The 23,746-nt window shown below is 39.9% G+C and carries 16 protein-coding genes and 1 pseudogene; 7 read left to right on the forward strand and 10 right to left on the reverse strand.

The window, feature by feature from the left end; translation table 11 throughout:
* Positions 1 to 249: 249 nt before the first annotated feature.
* On the forward strand, positions 250 to 771 hold the full coding sequence (locus P4S61_RS20025) for a hypothetical protein (protein WP_337119288.1): 522 nt from the start codon (positions 250 to 252) through the stop codon (positions 769 to 771).
* Between the two features lie 82 nt (positions 772 to 853).
* On the opposite strand, the gene P4S61_RS20030 is transcribed toward P4S61_RS20025, so the two are convergent.
* On the reverse strand, positions 854 to 1,996 hold the full coding sequence (locus P4S61_RS20030; protein WP_337119056.1) for an alkene reductase: 1,143 nt from the start codon (positions 1,994 to 1,996) through the stop codon (positions 854 to 856).
* A 110-nt stretch (positions 1,997 to 2,106) separates the two neighbouring features.
* Between P4S61_RS20030 and P4S61_RS20035 the strand changes: the two genes are divergently transcribed.
* Positions 2,107 to 2,991, forward strand: coding sequence for a LysR family transcriptional regulator (locus tag P4S61_RS20035; protein WP_149979999.1), 885 nt, complete (start codon positions 2,107 to 2,109; stop codon positions 2,989 to 2,991).
* Between the two features lie 3 nt (positions 2,992 to 2,994).
* On the opposite strand, the gene P4S61_RS20040 is transcribed toward P4S61_RS20035, so the two are convergent.
* Positions 2,995 to 4,263 (reverse strand): mechanosensitive ion channel family protein, encoded by a 1,269-nt coding sequence (locus P4S61_RS20040; protein ID WP_182739522.1) that lies wholly within the window; start codon positions 4,261 to 4,263, stop codon positions 2,995 to 2,997.
* A 119-nt stretch (positions 4,264 to 4,382) separates the two neighbouring features.
* Positions 4,383 to 6,272, reverse strand: coding sequence for an AMP-binding protein (locus P4S61_RS20045; protein WP_337119057.1), 1,890 nt, complete (start codon positions 6,270 to 6,272; stop codon positions 4,383 to 4,385).
* Between the two features lie 252 nt (positions 6,273 to 6,524).
* Between P4S61_RS20045 and P4S61_RS20050 the strand changes: the two genes are divergently transcribed.
* Positions 6,525 to 6,935, forward strand: a complete 411-nt coding sequence (locus P4S61_RS20050) for a nucleotide triphosphate diphosphatase NUDT15 (RefSeq protein WP_145234311.1) — start codon at positions 6,525 to 6,527, stop codon at positions 6,933 to 6,935.
* Here the strand turns inward: P4S61_RS20050 and P4S61_RS20055 are convergent.
* Both P4S61_RS20055 and P4S61_RS20060 read right to left on the reverse strand, forming a co-directional pair.
* Entirely contained in the window at positions 6,932 to 7,687 is a 756-nt protein-coding gene (locus P4S61_RS20055) for a substrate-binding periplasmic protein (protein ID WP_337119058.1), read from the reverse strand. The genes P4S61_RS20050 and P4S61_RS20055 overlap by 4 nt on opposite strands.
* A gap of 94 nt (positions 7,688 to 7,781) precedes the next feature.
* A pseudogene (locus P4S61_RS20060) lies at positions 7,782 to 8,781 on the reverse strand (AraC family transcriptional regulator ligand-binding domain-containing protein).
* A 96-nt stretch (positions 8,782 to 8,877) separates the two neighbouring features.
* Between P4S61_RS20060 and P4S61_RS20065 the strand changes: the two are divergent.
* Together P4S61_RS20065 and P4S61_RS20070 are read left to right on the forward strand one after the other, a co-directional pair.
* Entirely contained in the window at positions 8,878 to 9,327 is a 450-nt protein-coding gene (locus P4S61_RS20065) for an SRPBCC family protein (RefSeq protein WP_182759434.1), read from the forward strand.
* On the forward strand, positions 9,317 to 10,141 hold the full coding sequence (locus tag P4S61_RS20070; RefSeq protein ID WP_182734009.1) for a sterol desaturase family protein: 825 nt from the start codon (positions 9,317 to 9,319) through the stop codon (positions 10,139 to 10,141). Before P4S61_RS20065 ends, P4S61_RS20070 begins: the two co-directional genes overlap by 11 nt.
* 70 nt (positions 10,142 to 10,211) lie before the next feature.
* On the opposite strand, the gene P4S61_RS20075 is transcribed toward P4S61_RS20070, so the two are convergent.
* Positions 10,212 to 12,395, reverse strand: a complete 2,184-nt coding sequence (locus tag P4S61_RS20075) for a fasciclin domain-containing protein (protein WP_337119059.1) — start codon at positions 12,393 to 12,395, stop codon at positions 10,212 to 10,214.
* Between the two features lie 591 nt (positions 12,396 to 12,986).
* Between P4S61_RS20075 and P4S61_RS20080 the strand changes: the two genes are divergently transcribed.
* On the forward strand, positions 12,987 to 13,409 hold the full coding sequence (locus P4S61_RS20080) for a VOC family protein (RefSeq protein ID WP_337119060.1): 423 nt from the start codon (positions 12,987 to 12,989) through the stop codon (positions 13,407 to 13,409).
* A 24-nt stretch (positions 13,410 to 13,433) separates the two neighbouring features.
* On the opposite strand, the gene P4S61_RS20085 is transcribed toward P4S61_RS20080, so the two are convergent.
* The gene (locus P4S61_RS20085; protein WP_337119061.1) at positions 13,434 to 14,966 is read right to left on the reverse strand and encodes a sensor domain-containing diguanylate cyclase; all 1,533 of its coding nucleotides are present in this window, start codon (positions 14,964 to 14,966) and stop codon (positions 13,434 to 13,436) included.
* A 338-nt stretch (positions 14,967 to 15,304) separates the two neighbouring features.
* Here P4S61_RS20085 and P4S61_RS20090 point away from each other — a divergent pair, with 338 nt between their 5' ends.
* Positions 15,305 to 16,777, forward strand: a complete 1,473-nt coding sequence (locus P4S61_RS20090; RefSeq protein ID WP_337119062.1) for a S41 family peptidase — start codon at positions 15,305 to 15,307, stop codon at positions 16,775 to 16,777.
* A gap of 73 nt (positions 16,778 to 16,850) precedes the next feature.
* Here P4S61_RS20090 and P4S61_RS20095 read toward each other — a convergent pair whose 3' ends face one another.
* From P4S61_RS20095 to P4S61_RS20105, 3 genes are all read right to left on the reverse strand, one after another.
* The gene (locus P4S61_RS20095) at positions 16,851 to 19,844 is read right to left on the reverse strand and encodes a TonB-dependent receptor (protein WP_337119063.1); all 2,994 of its coding nucleotides are present in this window, start codon (positions 19,842 to 19,844) and stop codon (positions 16,851 to 16,853) included.
* Positions 19,845 to 19,917: 73 nt separating this feature from the next.
* Positions 19,918 to 22,059 (reverse strand): glycoside hydrolase family 16 protein, encoded by a 2,142-nt coding sequence (locus tag P4S61_RS20100; protein ID WP_145234289.1) that lies wholly within the window; start codon positions 22,057 to 22,059, stop codon positions 19,918 to 19,920.
* A gap of 473 nt (positions 22,060 to 22,532) precedes the next feature.
* Positions 22,533 to 23,543 (reverse strand): alpha/beta fold hydrolase, encoded by a 1,011-nt coding sequence (locus tag P4S61_RS20105; RefSeq protein WP_337119064.1) that lies wholly within the window; start codon positions 23,541 to 23,543, stop codon positions 22,533 to 22,535.
* Between the last annotated feature and the right edge of the window lie 203 nt (positions 23,544 to 23,746).

Consider the following 23,746-nt stretch of genomic DNA (forward strand, 5'->3'; position numbering starts at 1 on the left):
GAACAAATTGATATGTGCTAATAATATTTGAGTATAAAAAATACTATTGCACACAAATATAACCGTTAAGCTTCTATTTAAAGGTGCTAATAATAAATGCTAAATTAAGCAATGATAAAAAACAGTATGAATGGACTTCTTTGGTTGTTATTTAGATCTTAATAGCGTGTTTATTCGTATCAAAAATTTGTATTCAAAAGAATTTTTCCTAATCGTTTATTAATTAATAGTGAGAACAGAGATGTTGCGATCAGTTGTTGGTTTAATGTTTTTTATTTTTTAAGTGGGTGTTCGAGTCAATACCCAAATCAGAACTTAGTCGGTAAACAGTTTCCAACTATCAGTGGTGAAAGCTTGGAGCAACAGCAATTTACTATCCCTACAGACTTTAACAACGCACAGACATTACTGTTAATTGGGTATAAACAAGATAGTCAATTTGATATTGATCGCTGGCTTATTGGCTTGGATATGAGTGGCATAAACGTCACCGCTTATGAGTTACCCACAATTCAAGGCATGGTGCCGCGTATGTTTAGTACTTTTATTGATAGCGGTATGAGAAAAGGCATTCCTAAAGAACTGTGGGGCGGGGTGATCACTATTTACAAAGATGGTGATGCAGTACAAGCGTTCACTGGTAACGAAAATCCGAATAATAGCCGCATCGTATTAATTGATGGTAGCGGTAAGATTATTTACTTTTATGATCGGGGTTTTTCGGTTGCTGCATTAAATGAACTAAAAATGGTGATAGATAAAAAGCAGTAATACCCTGTAATGACCCAAACATGGGCTGCATGTTTGGGTCATTTATTTTTAACTTAAACTGCCTCTTACTCCGTTATTTTTATCAATCATTTTTGTAGCAAGGATAGTCACTGTAACCTTGCTCAGTGCCGCCATACATGGTGGCTGCATCGGCTTCATTTAATGGCCATTGATTTTTTATGCGCGCTGGTAAATCAGGGTTTGCGATAAAAGGGCGACCAAAAGCAAATAAATCACCGTAGCCCTTAGCTAACATCGCCACTGCTTTTTCAACGGTGTACTTACCAGCGTAAATAATACGCCCAGAAAATTCAGCTCTGACTGCTTGATAAAATTGTTCTGGTAAATCAGGGGCATTGTCCCAGTCAGCTTCTGCAATTGAGAGGTAGGCAATACCGGCTTGTTCAAGTACTTTAATTGCTTCAATGTAGGTATGGTGCGGGTTTGATTCTACTAACCCTAAATAAACACGGGTTTCATCAGTACTGCTAAATAAGGGCGCAAATCTAACCCCTAAGCGCTCCGGGCCTACTACGTCACTTACTGCCGCGACAATTTCTTTTAAAAAGCGCAGGCGATTAGTAAGAGAGCCGCCGTATTCATCATCTCGTTTATTGGTGTGCTCAGAAATAAACTGATTTACTAAATACCCATTAGCACAATGCAGTTCTACGCCATCAAACCCCGCTTCTAGCGCATTACGGGCAGCTTGTGCATACATGCCAACAAGCTCTTTTACTTCATCGGTTGTTAAAGCTTGTGGTTCACTTGGATCGGCTAAAGCGCCTTGAGCCAGTCCTGTTTCAATAAAGACTTTAACGCTATCAGCTGTTAGAGCTGAGGGAGCAATAGGTTTGGCTTCATTAGGCTGTAAGCTGGTGTGTGAAACGCGGCCAACATGCCAAAGTTGGGCAAAAATAATTCCACCTTCTGCATGTACTGCATCAGTTACTTTTTTCCAACCAGTTATTTGTTGATTAGAATGAATGCCCGGTGTCCAGGCATACCCTTGTCCTCTTGGTTCAATTTGAGTGCCTTCGGTAACCATAAAACCAGCACTAGCACGCTGTGCATAATATGTGGCCATCACCTCGTTGGGGATATTGCCAGGGACCGTGCTACGTGAACGTGTAAGTGGCGGCATTACAATACGGTTTTTAAGCGTGTGTGGACCTAAATTGATTGATGAAAATAGACTGTCGATATTTTTACTTGGTTGACTCATTTTAATACCTTTTAAATTAATAATGCTGTTTAGCGCCAATTACAATGCTGGTGAGCATAGGGATTAAAAGGTACAATTTGAAACAATGCTTTTTTGTTTAAGATACAATTATGAATGGTATATCTCGGCTTGATATAAAACAATTACGAATATTGAGTGCATTACTTAAACTAAAAAATGTGTCGGATGTGGCGCGCAAAATGGGCTTAACCCAGCAGGCTATTAGTGAGCAGCTGCGAAAATTGCGAGACTTATTTGACGATCGGCTTTTTATTCGCCAAGGCAATACAATGGTTGCAACACCTAAAGCAATTGCACTAGAGAAGCCCGTTAATCAAATATTAACTCAGGTAGAAGCGTTATTAATACCTAAACAATTTACCCCAAGTAGCTACAAGGGCGTATTTACAATAAGTGCGACTGATTACGCTATAGCAGCTCTTTTGCCACAATTATTAGAAATAACAAGACGCGAAGCGCCAGGATTAAAGCTGATTATTCGTGACTTTGCCTCTGATAATGTTAATCAATTAATAAGTGCAGGAGAGCTGGATTTATTAATTAGTTTTCCTGAATTTATCCCTGCAAACTTAATCTATGACACATTATTTGAAGAACAACATATTTGTATTGCAGGGAAAGACACGGTGTTTTCTTCATCGACATTGAATCTTGCTGAAGTGGCGGCACACCCTCAATTAGTGGTTTCGGCGTCCCGCGCTAACTTACGAGGCTCTCACGACCAATGGTTTGCTGATAAGGGCTATGCGCGCAATATTGTTATGTCAGTGCCTGGCTTTTCATTTGTCCCCGATTTGCTTTGCAGTACTGACTTAATTGCTTTTTACCCATCGCGTTTACTGCCAAACGCCAAAGTGAAACAGCTTGAAGTTGAATTATTACCACCGCCATTTAAGGTGATTGCTGCATGGCATCCACGTTCAAATAACAGCGATATTCACCAGTGGTTAATAGCGCAATTAAAACGGATTTAGTGACTATTTAATTAGTTGACGAATATCGTTCCCTGTTGGTGCCTCATGGGCACGTAACGAAAAGGCGGGTAATATCGCTAATATATGGTCAAATATATCTGACTGAATATTTTCATACTCACCCCAATTAGTTGTATTGGTAAATGCATAAATCTCAATGGGTAAGCCATTTTTAGTTGGCTCTAGCTGCCTTACCATCAGTGTCATTCCCTGATGAATATGTGGGTGATGTTTTAATAGCGCGACTAAATAATGACGAAATGTGCCAACATTAGTGAGCCGGCGACCATTTAACGTACAGCTCATATCTATTTTTTTCGTGGTATTTTGCTCGTTAATAGCCGGTAGGGTAATTTCGAGGTAGTGGCTTAATAAATCTGCTTTTTTCAGCGCGGTGATCTCTTGCTCATCTAAAAAGCGCACACTGCTCATTTCTATGTGAATACTCCGTTTTATGCGCCTGCCACCGGATTCTGACATACCGCGCCAGTTTTTAAATGAGTCAGAAATTAGCGCATAAGTTGGGATAGTGGTAATAGTTTTATCCCAATTTCTTACTTTAACTGTGGTCAAGGCTATATCAATCACATCGCCATCTGCGCCGTATTTGGGCATTTCTAACCAATCACCAACCGCAAGCATATTGTTTGCTGAGAGCTGAATACCGGCCACCAGCCCTAAAATAGCGTCTTTAAACACCAGTAGCAGTACAGCCGATAGCGCACCTAAACCACTGAGTAATATTAACGGGGATTTATTCATTAATAATGAAATCGCTAAAATACCGGTTAATACGCTGGCGATCAGTTTAATTGTTTGTAAAAAACCACGTAATGGAAAGTGAGCTGCAATGGGTTGCCTGTCAGATATCGCTTGAAAAATATTGAGCAAAGAGAACAGCGAAAGTAGTGCAAATAAAATGATCCACTGATCAGTAAACATCTCAATGATATGTAAAAAAGCCGTTCCTTCGGGAACCCAGAGCCTTGCTTGTATAACAACCACAGCACCTTGTAAAACAAAGGAAATATTACGTGTTAATTTAAGCGCTAAGTCGGCAGGCGTGTGGGTATCGGTTTGAACAACTTTATCACTAAAGCGGCCTTTAAGTAGTCGTTTTGAAACTGACCTTAAGATGAGGTGCAATATGAGCGCAAATAAGCCAACCCAGCACAGTACTAATATGTTGTACCATAAATGCGCACTCCCAGGAAAATAAAGACTAAACCATTGCAGTAAAAATTCTCGCAGCTGCGATCGTATTTCAGTCATTTATATTCCCAAGAGATTTATTTGCGTGAGTTTCATCTATTTAATGAAATCTAGTTAAGCAGATGGGGCGAGAAAAGTCTATTTAAGCCGCGCTTAAATAGACGTTTTAAAAATAATATTTATATTTTATTTTCAGCAAGTTGCAGAGTTAACTCCTCAAAAATACTCGGATCGTCAATGGTTGATGGAATTTGCAGTTCTTCACCATCAATAAGTTGACGTAAGTTTTTGCGTAAAATTTTACCTGAGCGTGTTTTTGGTAAGCGCTCTACACACATAATATTTTTAAGACACGCAATAGCGCCGATTTGATTACGCACGGTTTGCACCAATTGCTGCTCTACTTCTTTATGCGAGCCATGAAAATCATTTTTTAACACTACCATGGCCATGGGGTTTTGACCCTTGAGCGCATCATTAACACCAAATACGGCACACTCAGCAACCGCGGGATGAGCGGCTACAATTTCTTCCATTTCACCGGTTGATAAACGATGTCCCGCGACATTAATCACATCATCGGTGCGGCCCATAATAAATAGGTAGCCATCATCATCAATATAACCGCCGTCGCCAGAAAGATAATAGCCTTCATATTCACTTAAATAACCGGCTTTAAAGCGTTCGGTATTTTGCCAAATAGTGGGTAAACATCCTGGCGGTAAAGGCAGTTTAATAACGACTGCACCTTGTTCATTGGGGGCGCATTCGTCACCATTCATATCTAAAATACGTACGTCAAACCCAGGAGTCGCAACCGTTGAACTGCCTGCTTTTGTAGGTAGGTGCTCAATGCCGACAGGATTACAGGCTATCGCCCAACCAGTTTCGGTTTGCCACCAATGATCAAGCACAGGTAGGCCTGTTTTTTCTTTGAGCCAATCGTAGGTGGGGGGATCTAAGCGCTCGCCTGCTAAAAACAAGCGTTTCAGACTTGAAGTATCGTATTGTTTAAACCCATCGGCATTGGGGTCTTCTTTTTTTATCGCTCTAAAGGCCGTTGGTGCGCTAAATAAAGCCGTTACTTTATACTGTTCAACCACACGCCAAAATGCACTGGCATCCGGGGTTCTTATTGGTTTACCTTCAAATAAAATAGTGGCGCAGCGGTACATAAGCGGGGCATACACTATGTACGAATGGCCTACAACCCAACCAATATCCGAAGCGGCCCAAAACACGTCACCAGGTTTCATTCCGTATACGGTTTCCATGCTGTAATGCATGGCAACGGCATGGCCGCCATTTTCACGAACAACCCCTTTGGGAGTACCCGTTGTGCCTGAAGTGTATAAAATATAAAGCGGGTGATCGCCACTTACCGGAACAGGATCAACGCCAGTAGCTGTTTGCATTGCAACAGCCCAGTCAATATCACGCTCAGGCATAAGTGGTGCAGTTACTTGCTCTCGCTGATAAATAATACAATGTTCTACTTTATACGAGGCTGATTCGAGGGCGTTATCAAGTAACTCTTTGTATTCAATTACGGTATTCACTTCTACACCGCAAGAGGCACTGAGTACTAACTTAGGCTTGGCGTCATCAATTCTTACGGCAAGCTCATGTGCTGCAAACCCGCCAAAAACGACCGAATGAATAGCGCCGATGCGAGCGCAGGCTAACATGCCAATTACGGCCTCGGGGATCATGGGCATATAAATAACCACGCGGTCGCCTTTTGTTACGCCTAAAGACTGCATTAATCCTGCGAATTTAGCGACTTCTTGTTGCAGTTCAAAGTAGCTGTAGCTGCGCGCGGTATTGGTTACGGGTGAGTCATAAATTAACGCTGTTTCATCGCCATGGCCGGCAATAACATGCTGATCTACGGCTAAAAAGCAGCTATTAAGTTGGCCATCGGCATACCAGTGATATAAACCGTTTTCATCTTGTGTGTAAGCTGTTTCGGGAGCCTGGTACCAAGGGAGGCGTTTACTTTGCGATAACCAAAACGCTGCCGGGTTTTGTTTAAACTCGTTGTAATGTTGTTTGTATTCACCTGACATAAAGGCTCCTGAGCAAAATTTAATATAACTTTATTTAGGGTCTGTTGACCTTTGCAAATTAAAGCTTGAAAGATCAACAGACCTTAAAACTAAGCGCTTTTTATCAGGAGTGATATTCGACTATGGTCGGTTAAATAATAAACGGATTGTGTGGTTTTTAGCTAACGCTATGGTTTATAACGAACTAACGACTAGTTTGATGATTTAAATGAGGTAACATATAAAAATGATGAACTATTTAATGTGGTAATAATGAGTCAAGTTGTCAGAGTAGGCGTTGCAGTGATAGTAATGCATGATAATAAAATTTTACTCGGTGAACGGTTAGGCGCACATGGTGCAAATACCTGGGCAACCCCTGGGGGGCATTTAGAATTTGGTGAAACGGTAGAGCAATGTGCAGTGCGTGAAGTCGCTGAAGAGACTGGGCTTACTGTTACTAATATTCGTAAACTCGATTTTACCAACGATATTTTTAGCGCTGAGAACAAGCATTATATTACTTTATATGTGCAGGCAAAGTATGAAGGTGGCGAGCCTGTAAATAAAGAGCCTAACAAATGTTTACAGTGGCGTTGGTGCGATATTAATAACTTACCTTCACCTTTATTTACTTCATTAAAAAATTACTTAACACAGGGTGTTTTACCTACTCGATACTAAAGGCGCGTTGGAATAGGGAGTTGCCATTTATTTAAAATTTGTTGGTATTCACCGCTTTCTTTTATCGCGTTTAATCTATCAGTAATAATTTTCGCTGTTTGCGGGTTAAGCTGCTTACTTGCTGCAAAGTGAAGAGAAGAAGGTAGCTCATCTAAATGTATACGCTTAGTAATTAAGCTTGGGTCGAGCCCTGTTCGCTTTAACTCGTTTTCAAGTGTGAGGGTGTTAGTCACCACAAAATCGATACGATTTTTATACAGCATTTTCCATAGCTGCTGGTAGTAACTCACTAAGACTAGATTCTCATTTTCAGTAAAGCCTTGAGCTTCTAGATAAGCCTGTGCAGAATAACCGCGAATAGTGGCTACTTTGTATTTTTTGGCAAAGTTTAAGTGAATCACTTCATCGTTATGACTACGTAAACTTACTAGGTATGCATCTGCAAAATACACTTTCCCCAGCCACTTAAACTGGCTATTTCTGTTTGGAGTTTTTAACAGTGACAGCATGATTGCATTAGGATTGGCTTGTTGTTGTGGAAACATACGCGCCATCGGCATTATTTCAAATTTTGCAGTTAAAGCCGTACCTTTTAATACTGCTTTAGCGATATCTACTAAGGCGCCCTGCGTTTCACCTTGAGGGTTTATAAAATGATAAGGCGGTAAATCTTCAGCGATGAAGGTAACCAGGTTTGCGTGACAGACCGCACTATAAAAAACCAATACAAAAACAGCTAACACCAAGCGCATAAATAATTGTCTTTAAAGCAACACCATAAGGTTAGTGTAAAGAAAGTTAGTAAGAAGGTATACGACAAATGTATTTTTTGAGTAAGCAAAGTGTTTAATTATTGTTTTTTATGAATTGGCGAGGTGAGCAATGATACCAGCGCCTAAAGGCACGATTAAAAGAGCTTTGATCATTAAACCCCAACATAGTTGCAATACTGCTGAGCGAATAATGAGGAATATAAGTTAACAAACGGCGTTTTTTGCTCTTGCTCAAGAAGATCACCAAAATTGGTGTTTTCTTGCTTTAGGTGGCGTTGCACTGTGCGCGGGGTCATATTTAAAGCACTAGCCGTTCTGATCAGTGAGCAGTCCTGCAAATCGTATTTAGCCATTAAAATATGATTAATTTTTTCTGTTAATAATTGCTGACTTTTAAACTGGGATAGCTGTTGCTCTGACATTTGCTTAAGCACAGCGTTAATCTGGGAGTTATCGGTTTTAAAAGGCAGGGTTAAGTAACTACTTGGAAACTCTACTTGATTAAAGTTAGCGCCAGCTTTTACTGGGCAATTAAACCATTGCGCTAATTGTTGCAACTCACTATCTGAAAAACGTGCTGTAAAATAAACGCAACTAGGCGAAAGCTGAGGATTAAGTAGTTGGCGTATAACACTTACCCACGCGGTCATATTTCGTAATACGGCCTGTGGGCTGCACTGTGGGTCTGCTAACCAGGTTACCTTGCAAAGTGTTCGTTGCTGTTCAAACTCAGCACGCCCTATGTTGGCCACTAAACTGTCGTAACTCAGTAATGCAGTAATGGCACTGGCTAGATTAGTACTCGATTCAATTAAATACCCAAGTACACCAAAATCAGCGGTACGTATTTGTTTTCCTAACTCAAACCCAAATAAGGAGTCGTTTAGCGTTTGCTGTGCATAACTAAGCAGCGCATTGTAGCTTTTTAAGCTAATACGTGGTGCTAATTGTTGTGTTTGCTTATTTGTATATTCATCAAATTCAATGGTAGTTAGTATCTCTTGGCTATCTAATTTTTTGCTTTGAAGATAATCCAAACAGCTAGAAAAGTAATGATCGGCTAAGGTTTTCATTTGTCGCCTAAAGCTAAAAAATAGTCATCTAATCGCAAGTTTGCCATGCAATATTTTTATATGCTAGAGATCTATAAAAATAATAGGGGGCGCACAATGATTGAGATAAATGTTAAACATAGTGTGGCAGCAACGCCTGAACAATTACGCACCTTATTATTAGCGCATGCTGATTTGGGGCGCTTTTTTAATGCGCAGTTTAAAGTGTTAACACCGCAAGACTCGGGTGAAATAAGTGGCGGAAAAGGCACTATTAGACAAATAAAAATGCAAGGTACAACATTTAAAGAGCAAATAATAACGGCCGATAATAGCCACATTAGTTACCGTATTTTAGGGGATAAACCCGTTGCACAGCACCGTGGTGATATTTACTTAAAAGCCAATAATGCTCAGCCATCACTCACCGAGATCAGCTACCATATTCGTTGCATTGCGCCTTTGTGGTTACCCAATTTTATACTGGCTTTTTTTATAAAAAAAGATGTTAGCCAAGCACTTAAAAAAATAGCCAGCTATTTTCAGGAGAAACGCCATGAGCATTGAAATTATTTTATTGGCACTGAGCCCTATTTTTTTGCTGTTTGTAGGGTTTGAGTTTATAAAATTTAGACGTTACTACGATATAAAAGACAGCTTAGCCAACGCGTTACTTGCTTTATTACATCAAGGAGCTGATGCCATTGCGTTATTATTATTAATGCCGTTTTTTTATTGGCTGTATCAGTTTCGACTATTTGATATTGAATTGACAGTATTTACTGTATTAGGCGCTTTTTTACTGCAAGACTTTTTATACTATTGGTTTCATCGTGCATCACACCATATTCATTGGTTATGGGCCGCTCATGTAGTGCATCATAGTTCTACTAAAATGAACTTTACCACGGCATTTAGGCAAAGTTTAATGTATCCGCTGGCGGGAATGTGGCTATTTTGGTTGCCGATGATATTAATAGGCTTTGAGCCTGTGATTGTTTTTGCTGTGGTGGCACTTAATTTGGCTTATCAATTTTTTGTACACACTCAAGTGGTAAAAAAGCTCGGTTGGTTTGAAGCATTATTTAATACCCCATCGCATCATCGGGTGCACCACGCTATAAATAATGGCTACTTAGATAAAAACTTCGCTGGTGTTTTAATTATTTGGGATAAATTATTTGGCACTTACGTCGAAGAAGATGAAAACAAACCCTGTAAATACGGCATTATTGGCCAACTAAACAGTAATAACCCGATCAAAATTACCTTTCATCAGTGGCAGTATTTATTTAAAAGTACCTACAGGGCAAACGGGTTAAAAGCTAAATTAAAAGTAGTATTTGGTTACCCAACAAGCTCTCAAAGTAGTAATAAGTAAGCCTATTTTTTATATAAAAAAGCCAGGAGCAAATAGCATCACTCCTGGCTTATCTCACAGTAAAATTTAATTATTTGGCCGTTGTGATCACTGTATCAATTAAGTGTACAACGCCATTGCTAGTGTAAATATCAGTGGTTGTTACATTGCTGCCAGCTACTTGTAGTGATGTAGCCGGTAAGCTTACTTGCCACCAAATATCGTTCACAGCTTGACCATTACTCTGACCGGCTGCCGTATCACCTGAGAAGGTATATAAAGGGCGGCCAAGGTAAGCTACTTGCATGCTGTCATCTGAGCGAGCAATCAAGGATAAACCCGGAATATTTTCGATAGACGCCGCAGTGCCTAACACGGGTGGCCACGTTGTTGCACAAGTTGCTTCACATACGCTCATTGCTTCACCTAAGTCGTTATCAAATACATACACCGTTTTACCTGGCATTGCATCGGCCATACCCGTTATTAAACGATTATTAGTTGCATCATAAGCTACGCTGTCTGTTGCTGTATTTTCGGTACTGGTAAAATCTACCACGTTTACGCTTAGCATATTCTCAGCAAGTGTAGTGACCATTTTACCGTTAGCAGCAAACGCATCAGTACTACCTACTTGGGCAGCTAATACATGTTGAGTAAGTACGCCAGTAAGTGCAGTAGTGTCAGCTAATAAAGCATTTAAATCAGCGGTAGGAATTTTACTAAATGCCGCATTTGTTGGTGCGAATACCGTAAACGATTTAGTGGTATCGTTAAACGTATCCACTAACCCTGCTGCTTGCAGTGCAGTTACTAGTGTAGATAATGCAGATGTTTCTGTGGCAACTGTTGCAATAGTTTTGGTCGGTGTGCCTACTTCAGCGGGTGGCATAATCACTTTGTTTAATACATGAATAACGCCGTTGTCAGCAGTTACATTCGCTGTAGTTACCGCCGCATCATTAATAAACAGTGAGCTGTCTACATACGATAAAGCAGCCATATCACCATTTGCCATTTCAACTTTGTTGTTCTCGCTGTTTGCAATGGTGGCTGCTGCATCAGATAGTACATTTGCATCTGCTACTACATGGTAAAGTAAAATATCACGAAGCGTGTCGGTATCTGCCAATAAAGCGTCAATAGTGTCTTGACCAAGGGCAGCAAATGCTGCGTCAGTAGGTGCAAATACCGTGAATGTGCTGGTTGGATCGCTAACCAATGCGTCTAAACCTGTTGCTGAGAGTGCAGCGAGTAATGTAGTAAAGCTGCCATTTTCACTTGCAACATCCGCAATTGTGCCAAAACTCTCTGGTAGGGCAACGTCAGCAACAATCACAGAGTCAATTACGTGAACAATGCCATTAGTTGTTTTTATATCAGTTATTACCACATTAGCGCCGCCAAACATCAAGATATTGGTGTCTGCGTTAATTGAAATAGGTAAAGTATTACCAAGCAGTGTTTCAGCTGATTGACCGTTTAGAGACATTGCGGTTACTGAATCAATAGAGCCAGTTAACACATGTTGTTTTAGAATATTGCCGAGTACATCAGGATTAGCTAATAGGGTGTTTATCATTTTGCTACCAACAGCTTCAAATGCAGCGTCTGTTGGGGCAAATACAGTATACTCTTTTGAATTATCCGACAATGCAGCTGTTAAACCCGCAACATCAAGCGCTGTGAGTAACGTACTAAAATTACCAGCTTGTTGCGCTGTTTCAACAATATTTTTCGTTGGCGCAGTTTCAGAAACTTCTTTAGGCATTAAAACAGCATCAATGACGTGGATAATACCGTTATCAGTTTCAATATCAGTCATGGTAACGGTGCTTGTGTTTACTAACAGCGTATCGCCATTTAAAGATAGAGCAATATTTTGACCATTGACAGTTGCAACCGTTGTGCCTGCGAGGCTAATTGCTGTTTGTGCATCAACACTACCTGATAAAACATGATAGGTTAATATTGAACTAAGCTTGTCAGTATCAGCTAATAAAGCGTTGATTTTGTCTTCACCTAGTAATGCAAAAGCCGCATCGGTGGGAGCAAATACTGTGTAACTATTCGTTGCATCATCAAGAGTCTCGTCAAGACCTGTTGCTTCTAAAGCTGCAACGAGTGTAGTGAAATCATCAGAACTTTGTGCAGCATCAAAAATGGTAGTAATTGGTTGTGGGTCAGTACTTACAGGTACGTTATCATCGTCATTACAGCCTTGGATCAGTAACAAGGGAAGTATGACTGCGCATAGCTTAAATACTTTATTCATAATTTTTCCTTTAATTGAATGTTACAGTGTTATAGCTGTGTGAACATTACGTAAGGGAAGCTATAACTGATCAAAAAAAGGCCTGTTATTTTTTGTTTTGGGATATCGTTAAGATTTTATTAGACTATTTAGAAAAAATTCAGGTTACTAAGGATTTGGCGCCCCTAATAAAAATAAATACGCTGCAGATATACACGGATGAAGAATACACACATTCCTAAAGCGCCAGTAAAGTCATCAACACTGTGCTCGATGTAATAACCATAAAATATGATGACAGAGCTTGCAAGAAAGCCAATGGCAAAGCTGTCGGCTAGGCGTATATTGATAAATAAGTATTGCTACTATGACTCTTCGGGAATGACATAAACTAGACAATAAGGCCTATCAAAGCTGCTGATACCATGATAGGAATTAATAATTTTGGATTGACGAATTTTAATAATAAAAATTTACTTTTAGCGCGCACATCACAAACCATAGCTCTCGCATTTAATAGCACAAAACAGATGTTGTTAATGTTATATAAATTGCAATTTATGTATAATGCAGCATATTTCATATGTTAAAAGTTATTAATGAAGGTAATTTATGTCCAACTGTTTGCACTTGGCAATACCGGCAGGTGATCTCGAAAAAGCGAAAACATTTTATTGTGACGTACTTGGCTGTAAAACGGGCAATAGTGAAGCAGGGCGATGGGTAGACATTGATTTTTGGGGTAACGAGTTAACGCTTCACCAAAGCGAAGAGCGCTTACCAACGGTACATCATGATGTTGATATGGGCGCGGTGGCAGTCCCTCACTTTGGCATTCATCTATCAGAAGATCAATTTCAAGCTTTAAAAACGCGCATTGCGGCTGCTGGTCTCGAATATTTAGATAAACCATACCGTCGTTTTGTTGGTAATGAATTTGAACAAGAGACGTTTTTTATTGAAGATCCAAACGGCAATGTTTTAGAAATGAAAACTATGGTAAACCCAGAAGTCTTATTCAAAAAAGACGAGTAATGATTATGCGCCTAAACGATTACTTTAGGCGTTTTCTCTTGTGTAGGTTTGCTTAGCCTGCGCTTTTCGTAATGACTTTTTTTGATACATTGCTTCATCACCGGCTTTTAAAACCTCATCTAAATTTTTAGGCGCTTCGCTATAGTTTATTTGCCCTACGCTTGCGTAAATAGCGATGGTGTTGCCTTGGTGCTTTAAGCTAAGCGCATTTAACTTTTGTTCAAAAGTAGTGACGCGTTGATTAATATTTTCGTTATTGGAAAATAAGGCCATTACAACAAACTCATCACCACCTAAGCGTCCAACAGCATCTTCACTGCGCATATGATTATTAATCAATTGCGCTACTTTGCTTAACACTTTATCGCCAACATCATGGCCATAGCTATCATTTATTGCTTTAAAGCGGTCTAAGTCTATATATAAAAAACACAGGATACCGCCTTGTTGAGCATGTTGAGCATGTTGAGTTAATAAGTCGTTTGCTTTTAAGCTCCAACCGCGACGATTATGTATATGACAAAGGGGGTCGTAATTAGCGTGTCGTTCAGCCTGTTTTTTTGCATAACTGAGTCTTTGTAAGCGCTTGGCCACGGCGATGGCCAGTAGTAATGACTCAAGAGTAAAAGCAATCACAAACCCATAACGTTGAATAAAAGGGCTGTATTCGGTGAGTAATATTCTAAAAGTCATGCTAATAAATACACAACTTAAGGCTATAAAAACTAAGCCTGCCTCATTCACACCTTGCTTAGCTTGCACGGCTGAGAGTATAAAAATACTCATTACAATCAATAATGACAAGTAGCCTGTAATCGCTGAGGTGAGATTAGCAATAGCGGGTAAATCTAAAGCTACTCTTTGTAAGCACAAGGTAAGTACACACAAAGCGGCAATTTTTAATAAGTGACTCACTTTTGGCCAATATTGCGGCAATGCTAATATTGCACACATAAACCAAGTCGCACTCACAACAGTTAAACCAATACTTAATGAATAAAGGTTTCTAATAAGCTCGGAAAACTGATTTTGAGCAAATAAATAGGGTTGACCTTCTTGTAAAAAGATAAAGCTAGCAATACAAAAAAGGTATGCACCATACTGTTTGAAAATAGCATCTTTAATACCATAACCTATTATTAGTACATAAAAAATAAGTGTGGCACACAAGCCATAAAACACTCCGAAAATTAAATTATATAACTGAACTCTTTCAATAAACTGCTGTGTATTTAACCACGTAAAGCGAGGGGTGTAGCTATTTGTTACTGTTACAGTGAGCTGTGCGTGAAAGCTGCCTTGCTCCATTAAAACAGCCATTTGATTTGTTTTTAAGGGAGCTTTTAATGCGCCATCTTGTTGCCACGAAAAGCTCTTAAGTGCAGGGCGAGTAAAAGTGAATACACCACTTTTACTTAGTGTACATACTAATTCAAATTGGTTAACCCCTTTTACTAGTCTTATGTCTGATGCAACACTTTGCAATAACGGGGTTGATACATTGTTTGCAATAGCTGTTAAATAACAGTTATCTTCAGCGAAAGCTGCGCCGCTCAATAGCAGAGTAATAAAAGCTAATATGATACCGTTGAACCTGAGGAAGCGGGAGCTTGGGAAGAGGAAGCTATTCCTTATTTTCACGGTAGTATTGCGCATAAGTGAGACATAAAAATAATAATTACCTTATACTAGCAAAGCTAGTTTGCTTTACTAGTAAATATTGATAAGAAATAGTGACCTAGGCTGCAGTTAGTTGAACTTCGACTGGCTTCGGGTTAAGTTGTTCTGATAAGTTATTGCTTTAAAATAAACTGGTAGTTTTTTACTTGCTTGAGATCGGGGGTTGATCACCCTTGGTGGATCTAAAGTAATTGATCGCATTAAAAAGGATTTTCATGAAAATAAAAACAACAATAGTTAATCGTACTTTATTATGCGCTTTATTAATTGCGCCTACCTTAAGTGTGGCTGAATTACCGGTTTCTCCTCAAACCCCAGAACAATGGCGCAGTGTTAGTGAGCGTGATATTGAAGCCGCTTACGGCATATCGGTACAAAACCACCCTGGTATGTTTGATGTTAACAACCCAGCCTTTCCTGAACTATTAAAGCAAGCAAAAGCAGAGGCACTTGCACTGTCTGCCAAAGCGAGCGGGCCGCAGGTTCATATTGCGGCAATTGCGCGTTTTAGTACTGTGCTACAAGATGGTCATGCAGGTGTGTTTTCAAGCGTTGAACGACCTGCTCGTCGTTGGCCTGGTTTTAGTGCCGTTTGGCGGGGTGATGCATTAAAAGTATATTACAGTGAAACAGATAATATAAATAAAGGTGATGTGATAAGTGGTTGCGATGGGCAAAATACCGAGACTTTAATGCGACAAAGAGTGTTTAAATTTCATGGACAGGTTACACAACCTGGGCATTGGTGGCAGCAAGGTTGGCGGTTACTAATTGATGAGGGCAACCCATTTTTAACACCTCTAAAAGAATGTCAATTTGTTAAAGCCAATGGGCAAGCTTACAGTAAAACTCTTGATTGGTCTGTTCGGCCAAAGAGTGTAAGTAAGCATTTAACACATGCCTATAATGGGGATGAGCTTACAACCGATTTAACTTGGCCTGCGCAAAACATAGCGTGGATTGCTATGCCCAGTTTTGCAAATAACGATAAGCAAACTCATGATTATAATAACCTGTATAAAAAAGTGACTGATCAACGTTCTAAGTTACTCAGTGCAAAAACGGTGGTTTTAGATCTTCGTCATAACCAAGGTGGCTCGTCTTATTGGAGCTTAAAGCTTGCAAAAGCGTTGTGGGGTGAGCAAGTTGTTGAACAAAAAATGGATAACTACTCACAAAATAGCCGAGTTTGGTGGAGAGCGTCAAAAGATAATACTAACTATGTTAAATCGTTAATTGAAGTGGTGAAAGATCAACCTGAAGTCCATAAAGAGATTAAAGAAATAGCTGCAGGTATGGTAAAGTCACTTGAAAACAATAAGCCATTTTATATAGAAGCAAAGCAAAGCAAATCAAATCAAAGCGAAAATACATCGCTAGTGAGTGACTTTAAAACACAGGTTTTTGTTATTGTGCCGCCACAGTGTGCAAGTGCCTGTCTTGGCGCCATTGATGTATTTAAGCAGTTTTCAAACACTCAGTTATTTGGCGCGCCAAGCAGTGCTGACTCATTGTATATGGATGTTCGACTAGCCGAGTTACCCTCAGGGTTAGGTAAAGTTATTATCCCTAATAAAGTGTATGTTGATAGAGCAAGAGGAAAGGGCGATTACTATAAGCCCGATATTGCCTATAACGATATTGATTGGACAACCGATAAGCTATTAGAAAAAATTAAACAGTTATAAAAAAAGCCGCTCAGTGAGCGGCTTTGACTTTTCAACTATAAGGGGTAATCAAAAACTGTATTTGGGCAATGTATTAATTGCCCATAGAGTATCTAACGCCAAAGGCATAACGAGGGCCATATTGAGCCGCACTTAAGAACTGGCTTTCGAAACGACTGAATGAACGCTCGGTTTCGTTGGTTAAGTTCACACCTTCAAAGAATACCGTTGTGCTTTCGTTAACTTCGTAGTTCACACTAATATCCCACTGTAAGTACTCTTCTGCGTATTGTGGAGGAGCCGTAGCACCTGAGTCAGGTAAACCTTGCGCAATTAAGTACTCATCACGCCATGCACCGGTAATTTTCACCGATAAGCCATCTTTTTCGTAAAAGCCTTGTATGTTTGCAGAGTCACTTAAACCAGCTAATACTGCTTGAGAGGCAAGGTAGTAGTTATCGTACTCTACATCACCATCAACAACGGTGGCATTAAAGCCTGCACCAAAGCCTGAGTCGCCAAACAAGTGCTGAACAGCAAATTCAAAACCGTTTACTTTACGTGAACCAACGTTTTCAGGTGAATTGATGGTCCATTCAATCAGCGGATCAGTCGCTGGATCTGGTAATATACGGTTGTTTTCACCAATGCCTACGCCATTAGCTACAATTTCATTGTAAATTGCAGTGTCAGTTGCTTGATCTCCACGACCTTCAATGGCGGCTACTGCATTGTTCCAACGTTCACCTAAATACACATCATGTAAACCTTCAAAGGTAGTTTTTACCTGGGTGTTATCAATCCAATTATCTACGTCTTTCCAAAATAGACCGACAGCAGCGTAACTGCCTTCGCTGTAATAATACTCAAGGCTTAAATCTAGATTAGTTGATTTAAATGGCTCTAAGTTTGGATTACCACGGCTACCACTTCTTGAATTTAATTTAGGTGATGGTGTTAAAGCCAAGTTACCTAACATATCGCCAAGAGTTGGTCTGGTGATTGTTTGTCCCCATGATGCGCGGGTTACTAAGTCATCCGTAAGATCGACTTTAATATCAATCATAGGAAGTAGTAAGTCGTATTGTCCTTCATAGTCTACTTCAACTAATTCGCCACCAGCGGCAAATTGAGTTAACCACTCTGAACCGCCTGCCCAGTAAACTTGTTCCGCTACACGACTTTTTGCTGGGCTGACAATATCAGTTTCTTCATAACGAAGACCTAAGTTTACAAATACGTCGTAGTCGCTAACGTTAAATACCCAGTTGCTAGAAAGGTAAACACTAATGGTTTCTTCTTCTACTTCGTTAGTTGGGAAGTTATCAAAGCTACCAATTCGGTAATAATCACTACCAATTACGTCTTCGGTCAAATAAGCACTTTGACGAGCAAATGCTTCATCAAGGTCATAAGTGTAAGCATAACCTGGCGCTACGCCGTTAGGACCAAATGAAAATTCGTCAAGGAATCCGCTTAAATCAACCCTTTCGAACATCGCATCTGGGAAAATTTCAGCGAATGTACCGTTGTTAAAGCCAGGTGCATTGGCGTTATTAGAGCCGCCCCAACCACTGAGTGTTTGTTTAGTGTAAGCCGCACCAAATTTAACGGTTTCAAGACCAATATCTGTATAAGTAAATAATTTACCGTCTAATTGTACTTGAGAAACTTCTGACTCACCTGGTGTTCTGGTAAAAATACTGAAGTTAGAACCAATTTGATTTGGACTTACTTCTTGTGTGCCGTTGTTCCAATTAATATTAAAACCTGGTACATCGCCTTCGCGGAAAAAGTATTCTTTAGTAGATAGCTCTGCTGATCCCAAAATAATACGGGCATTAGAGTTTAAGCCAGGATCTTTACCGTTATCAGTGGTGGTTTTTGAAGTATGCGCATCAAAGTTAAAACTAAGGTTTTCTGTTGCTAACCATTCAACATTAATACCGGTTGCTTTTGAGTCTACCTCGGCAGTTTCACGAAATGCCGTGAATGAGGCATCATCACCAGCTGAGTTATAGTAAATAGCGGTGCCATTTTCATCTAGCTCATAGGCATTACCATTACCACCAAATGAGCCGTTCCAAATACCCCACGATAGTGAGTTATTACCTGTTGTTGCATTTGAGATTGTGTGATCTAGTGTAAACGTTAAGTTATCTGTTGGTGCAAACTGAAAAGTGGCTTGCGCATTCAAACGTTCACGCTGAATATCATCTTTTGAAAAGCTGACTTCTTGTGGGAAGAAAGCGGCAGATACAAATTCACCATTATCCCCAGCATTTGGATCGAAAAACTGCTTAGCTGGATTACCGTCAGCATCCATTGGACGGTTATCAATTATGTTTTCAGCATCAACCGATAGGTTAGGGTTAACTAACCAAGAGCGTACATTGGCTGCTTGGCGCTGAAAATCACGGCGGTGGTATGAAAAGTTAGCTGAAAAACCAAACATTTCGTCAGCAAAAGTATTGCTGTAAATACCTGCAATTTCAGGTGTTACTTCATCACCTTCTTCTACCGATGTATCGTGAATGCCTTTAGCCATCAATGAAAAGCGCTGACCCGGCTTTTGTAGAGGCTTAGCGGTAACAATATTTACAGTTGCACCAAGGCCACCTGTTGGTGTATCAGCACGCGCTGTTTTCATAACTTCTAATGAACTAACGCCTTCAGATGATAAGTTCTCAAAATTAAATGAACGTGTAAAGCCAGTGCCCGCCATTTGACGGCCGTTAAGTGTTACAAGATTAAATGATGGGCCAAAACCACGTACGGTAATTTGGCTACCTTCACCGTTTGAACGACTCACCGATACACCCGTAATACGCTGTAGTGATTCTGCTAAGTTAGTATCTGGGAATTTACCCATTTCTTCAGCAGAAATGGCATCTACCACGCCTGATGCATCGCGTTTTACGTCCATTGAACGAATGAGAGAGCCACGAATACCTTTTACTTCAATAACTTCTAGTTCAGGTTCGGCAGTATTTTCTTGCGCAGCATAAGCGAAGTTAAATGTGCTTGCAGCGATGATAAGTGACACAGAAGCCGCTATTTGGCTTTTTTTAAACTTATTTGTGTTCATAATTGCTCTGCTTTTACTAAATTTTTTACGGTAAGTAGGTGCTTATACGCACCTACCATAAAGTGATTCTTAGTTATGGAATGCCAATGAATGCGTTATCTACACGATAAACAGCGCCTTCACCTGTGTCCCAAGTTGGATAAATCATCACCACATCTAATGCACTAACATCTAAACCTGCACCCGCTAAATCAGCAAGGGTAAAGGTATATGTTTGCCATTCACCAATAGTAGGTTCTACACTTTCGACGCTGTCAGTTAATGGAATTTCGACAGCAGAGCTACCGTTATCAGACTCAACTTTGAAATTCCAAACTGAATCAAGATTATTTGGTTTTGAGATCACCTTTAACTCAAACGCTATTACACCGTTTTCTAATATCGAAGTAGCATCGAATGCTTCACCGCTTCCGCCTGCAGCTGTGCGGCTATTAAAGCCCATTACTGTTGCTGTTGCGCCAATAGTAAACTCAGCCGTTAAACCGTGTTCTTCATCATCCATTACTTCAACCGGTTTTGAACCACCACAACAATCCCACATTGGCCAATCTAGGTTTTGTTCATCACTGAAAAGATCGACTTTTGGTAAGTCACCTTCAATAGTTACATTGGTAATTAAGTACTCGGCACCGCCACCTGTTTGCCATGTAGGAAATACCATTAATACATCAATAGCACTTATATCGAGGCCTCTTTCTTGTAGTAAAGAAAGTGGAAACGTATAGGTCTGCCATTGGCCAGTAACAGGTGTTACACCTTCATTACTTTCGCTAAGTGGGACGTCGCCCGTATTAGGGCCGCCATCACCGGCTTCAGCCTTTAATAACCAAGTAGTTGAAGATGTTGGAGGAGTCACTACTTTCATATCAAATGATACACGACCATTTAAATCAAGCAGTAAAGAAGCATCAAATGGAGACGATGACCCTGCAAAGCCATCAGGGAAGTGACCGCCACGGGTTGAAAAACCTAATACTGTACCGTTATTATCGTTGATATTAAATTTAACTACGTCGCCTTTGTCAGCGTCGGTAATGGTTTCTGGTGTGGTTCCGCCACAACAATCCCAAGCGATCCAGTTTGCGTCTAAGCTACCATTAAAAATATCAAGGTTTTTTGCAACACCATCACTTGGTGGAGTAGGTACAGGCGCTTTACCTTCAACAAGTGCATCTTCTAAGTTGTCGTAACCTGGGCGTACTGTCTCACAGCCTTTACCTGTGTCAGTATTAGCTGCACATTGATAAACGCGTACGTAATCAATCTCAAAGCTTTGACCCTCTGCAAATGCTGCAGCGTCAACGCCTAAGTTATTTACGTTTTCCGGCCAATCACCACCAACGGCGTTATTTAAAATAAGGTAAAAGTCTTTATCAAAGGGGGCATTATCCCAATGTGTTGTAAGCTCGCCATTACCTTGTTCAAAGTATTCAGCAAACCAGCCTTTATGTTTTAGGCCAACAGCTTCGTCTTTTGAGTTATAACGAACTTCAGAACGACGTTGTGTGGCATATAAGTAGTCATCTACGTACCAACGAATTTCGCCCTCTTGCCATTCAATAGCGTAAGTATGAAAATCGTCAGCAGGGTTCATCCCCTCTGCAAATGTGTACGCTTTACCAGAGTTCGAGTTGTTAGGCCATTCACGACCATAGTGAAGTGTGCCATGAATATTAGCTTCAACGGTGCCATCTTCAGCAACTGTTTTTAAATTTACCGCTTCTAAAATATCAATTTCGCCAGAGCGCGGCCATGTACCATATACTTCATTAGTTGGCATCATCCAAAAAGCAGGCCAGCTACCTTGCCCTGAAGGCAACTTTGCACGCATTTCAAAACGACCATAAGTAAAATCAGCGTTGTAGCGGGTGTTCAAACGTGCCGATGTATAAGGCTTTTCGGCACCTTCATCGGCCGGTAAGGCGACTATGTTTAGTACACCGTCTTTAATGAAGGCATTTTGTTCACTGTCGGTGTAACATTGTTTTTCGTTGTTACCACCACCGGCACAATTTAATTCAAAGTTCCACTTGTTAGAATCAATACTTGCGCCATCAAATTCGTCACTCCAAACCATTTGCCAATCAGAAACCGGCTTTTGTGGATCGACTTTTGTGAAGTCAGATTTTGTCTCAGCACTTCCACCACAGCCAAATAGCATGGTCATGGATATTGCCGCAACAAGGCGGCTTACTTTGGTTGTTGTCATGTTCATTAGTTGAACCCCAGTATCGACAAAAATTTAAAAGTACTTCGTTGTGGTTGTTATTGTGTCTACGAACGAAGTTGTAAGCGCTTACATTTATCAGTGTGTGTGTTGTAAGCGCTTACATAGAGTATGCTAAGGTTGTAATTTGGTCAACAACAGACTGCTTATTTTTTTAACTTTAAGTTTACATTACCTGCTTTTTTAGTTTTAAACTGAAAAGTTATTTAATTTTTAAATAACTTCAGAATAGCAATATATTAATGGAGATAGAGTTTTAGTCTAATAATATCAGTGAGTTGTTATTTTTTAGTGCCATCAAAATATTAAAAGTGAATCCACATGCTAATTAACAATATTTTTCTGTTATCGCTCAAAGGTATCTAATAGTAGGCATTTATGTTTATTAATTGGTTTTCAAAGGTCAGCGTTGAGTAATCAAACCAGCAGTTAATAACTTTAACAGCTGAACTGCCTAAATATTACTCTAGTGGCTTTGAGCCTGCTTCTAAGACTTTTAACAATACAGCTTTAAAGCGCTTAAAATCTTCAATATGGGGTAAATGACCTAAATCAGTCAGTTCAAATAGTTGGCTGTGAGGAATTAATGCCGCGGCTGATTTACCTAATTGATCGTAGCGGCCAAGTTCATAATCTACTCCTTGTTTCTTCCAGTTACGGCCAGGTCCTGTTCTGTCTCTTGTACCTATAATTAGTGAAACAGGCATAGTGAAGTTTTTAAACTCGGTGATAACGGGTTGAGTAAAAATCATGTCGTATGTTTTTGCGTTAACCCACGCTACTAGCTCTTTATCTGGGCCTTGAATTTGTCCGGTGATAAAATTCGTCAGAGCAGCAAATTGGTTATTCCATTTTCCGTCATAGTAATTTTTTTGCTGGTATGCTTTTACCCCGGCAGGTGTTTTAGCTAACTCATTTTTATAAAAAAAGTTAGTGTCTTTGTAATCAACAAATTGCAGGTAATTTTCAAGGCCAATAGGGTTGAGTAAAATTAATTGTTGGGTTGTTTGTGGATACATAAGCGCAAAGCGACTTGCCAGCATGCCGCCCATAGAATGACCCAATACAATTGATTTATTTATATTAAGTTGGCTCATTAAAGCATGGGTGTGACTAGCTAAGGCTGCAAAAGAGAACTGATAATCTCGTGGTTTAGATGATTTTCCAAAACCAATTTGGTCAGGTATCAGCACGCCATAACCGAGTTTTTGTAGCAATAGTGCAGTTTCAGTCCAGTAATGAGCGTTAAAGTTTTTACCATGCATTAAAGTCATAACGGGTTTACCAGCCTTTGCAGGTAAGTAAATATACGCCATTTTTAACGACAGCCCTTGTGAGTCAAGGTTAAAATAGTCAACGTCAAAATCGTAATTATAGTTGCTTAATAATGCGTCATAGCTCAGTGGTTGCGGCGCTTGTGCATTTGCAATACCGAAGACAAAACATAAACTTAATAGCCATATTCTATACATAAGATCCCTCAATGATTTAAATTAAATCTGTCAAAACATATCTTCACATACTAAGCGAATAAACTCTAAAATTTAATACTATAAGTTAAGGCTTCCTTTGCTTATTCATCGGTAACCCTTATTGAGTATACGCTTTAAGCTGCTTCGGCCACGAATCTGTGTTGGGTGATGAAGTATAAAAGGCACGGTTAAATCGTAATAAA

Origin of the sequence: Pseudoalteromonas sp. B160 (assembly GCF_037162485.1) — a bacterium.
Lineage (GTDB): Bacteria > Pseudomonadota > Gammaproteobacteria > Enterobacterales > Alteromonadaceae > Pseudoalteromonas > Pseudoalteromonas rhizosphaerae.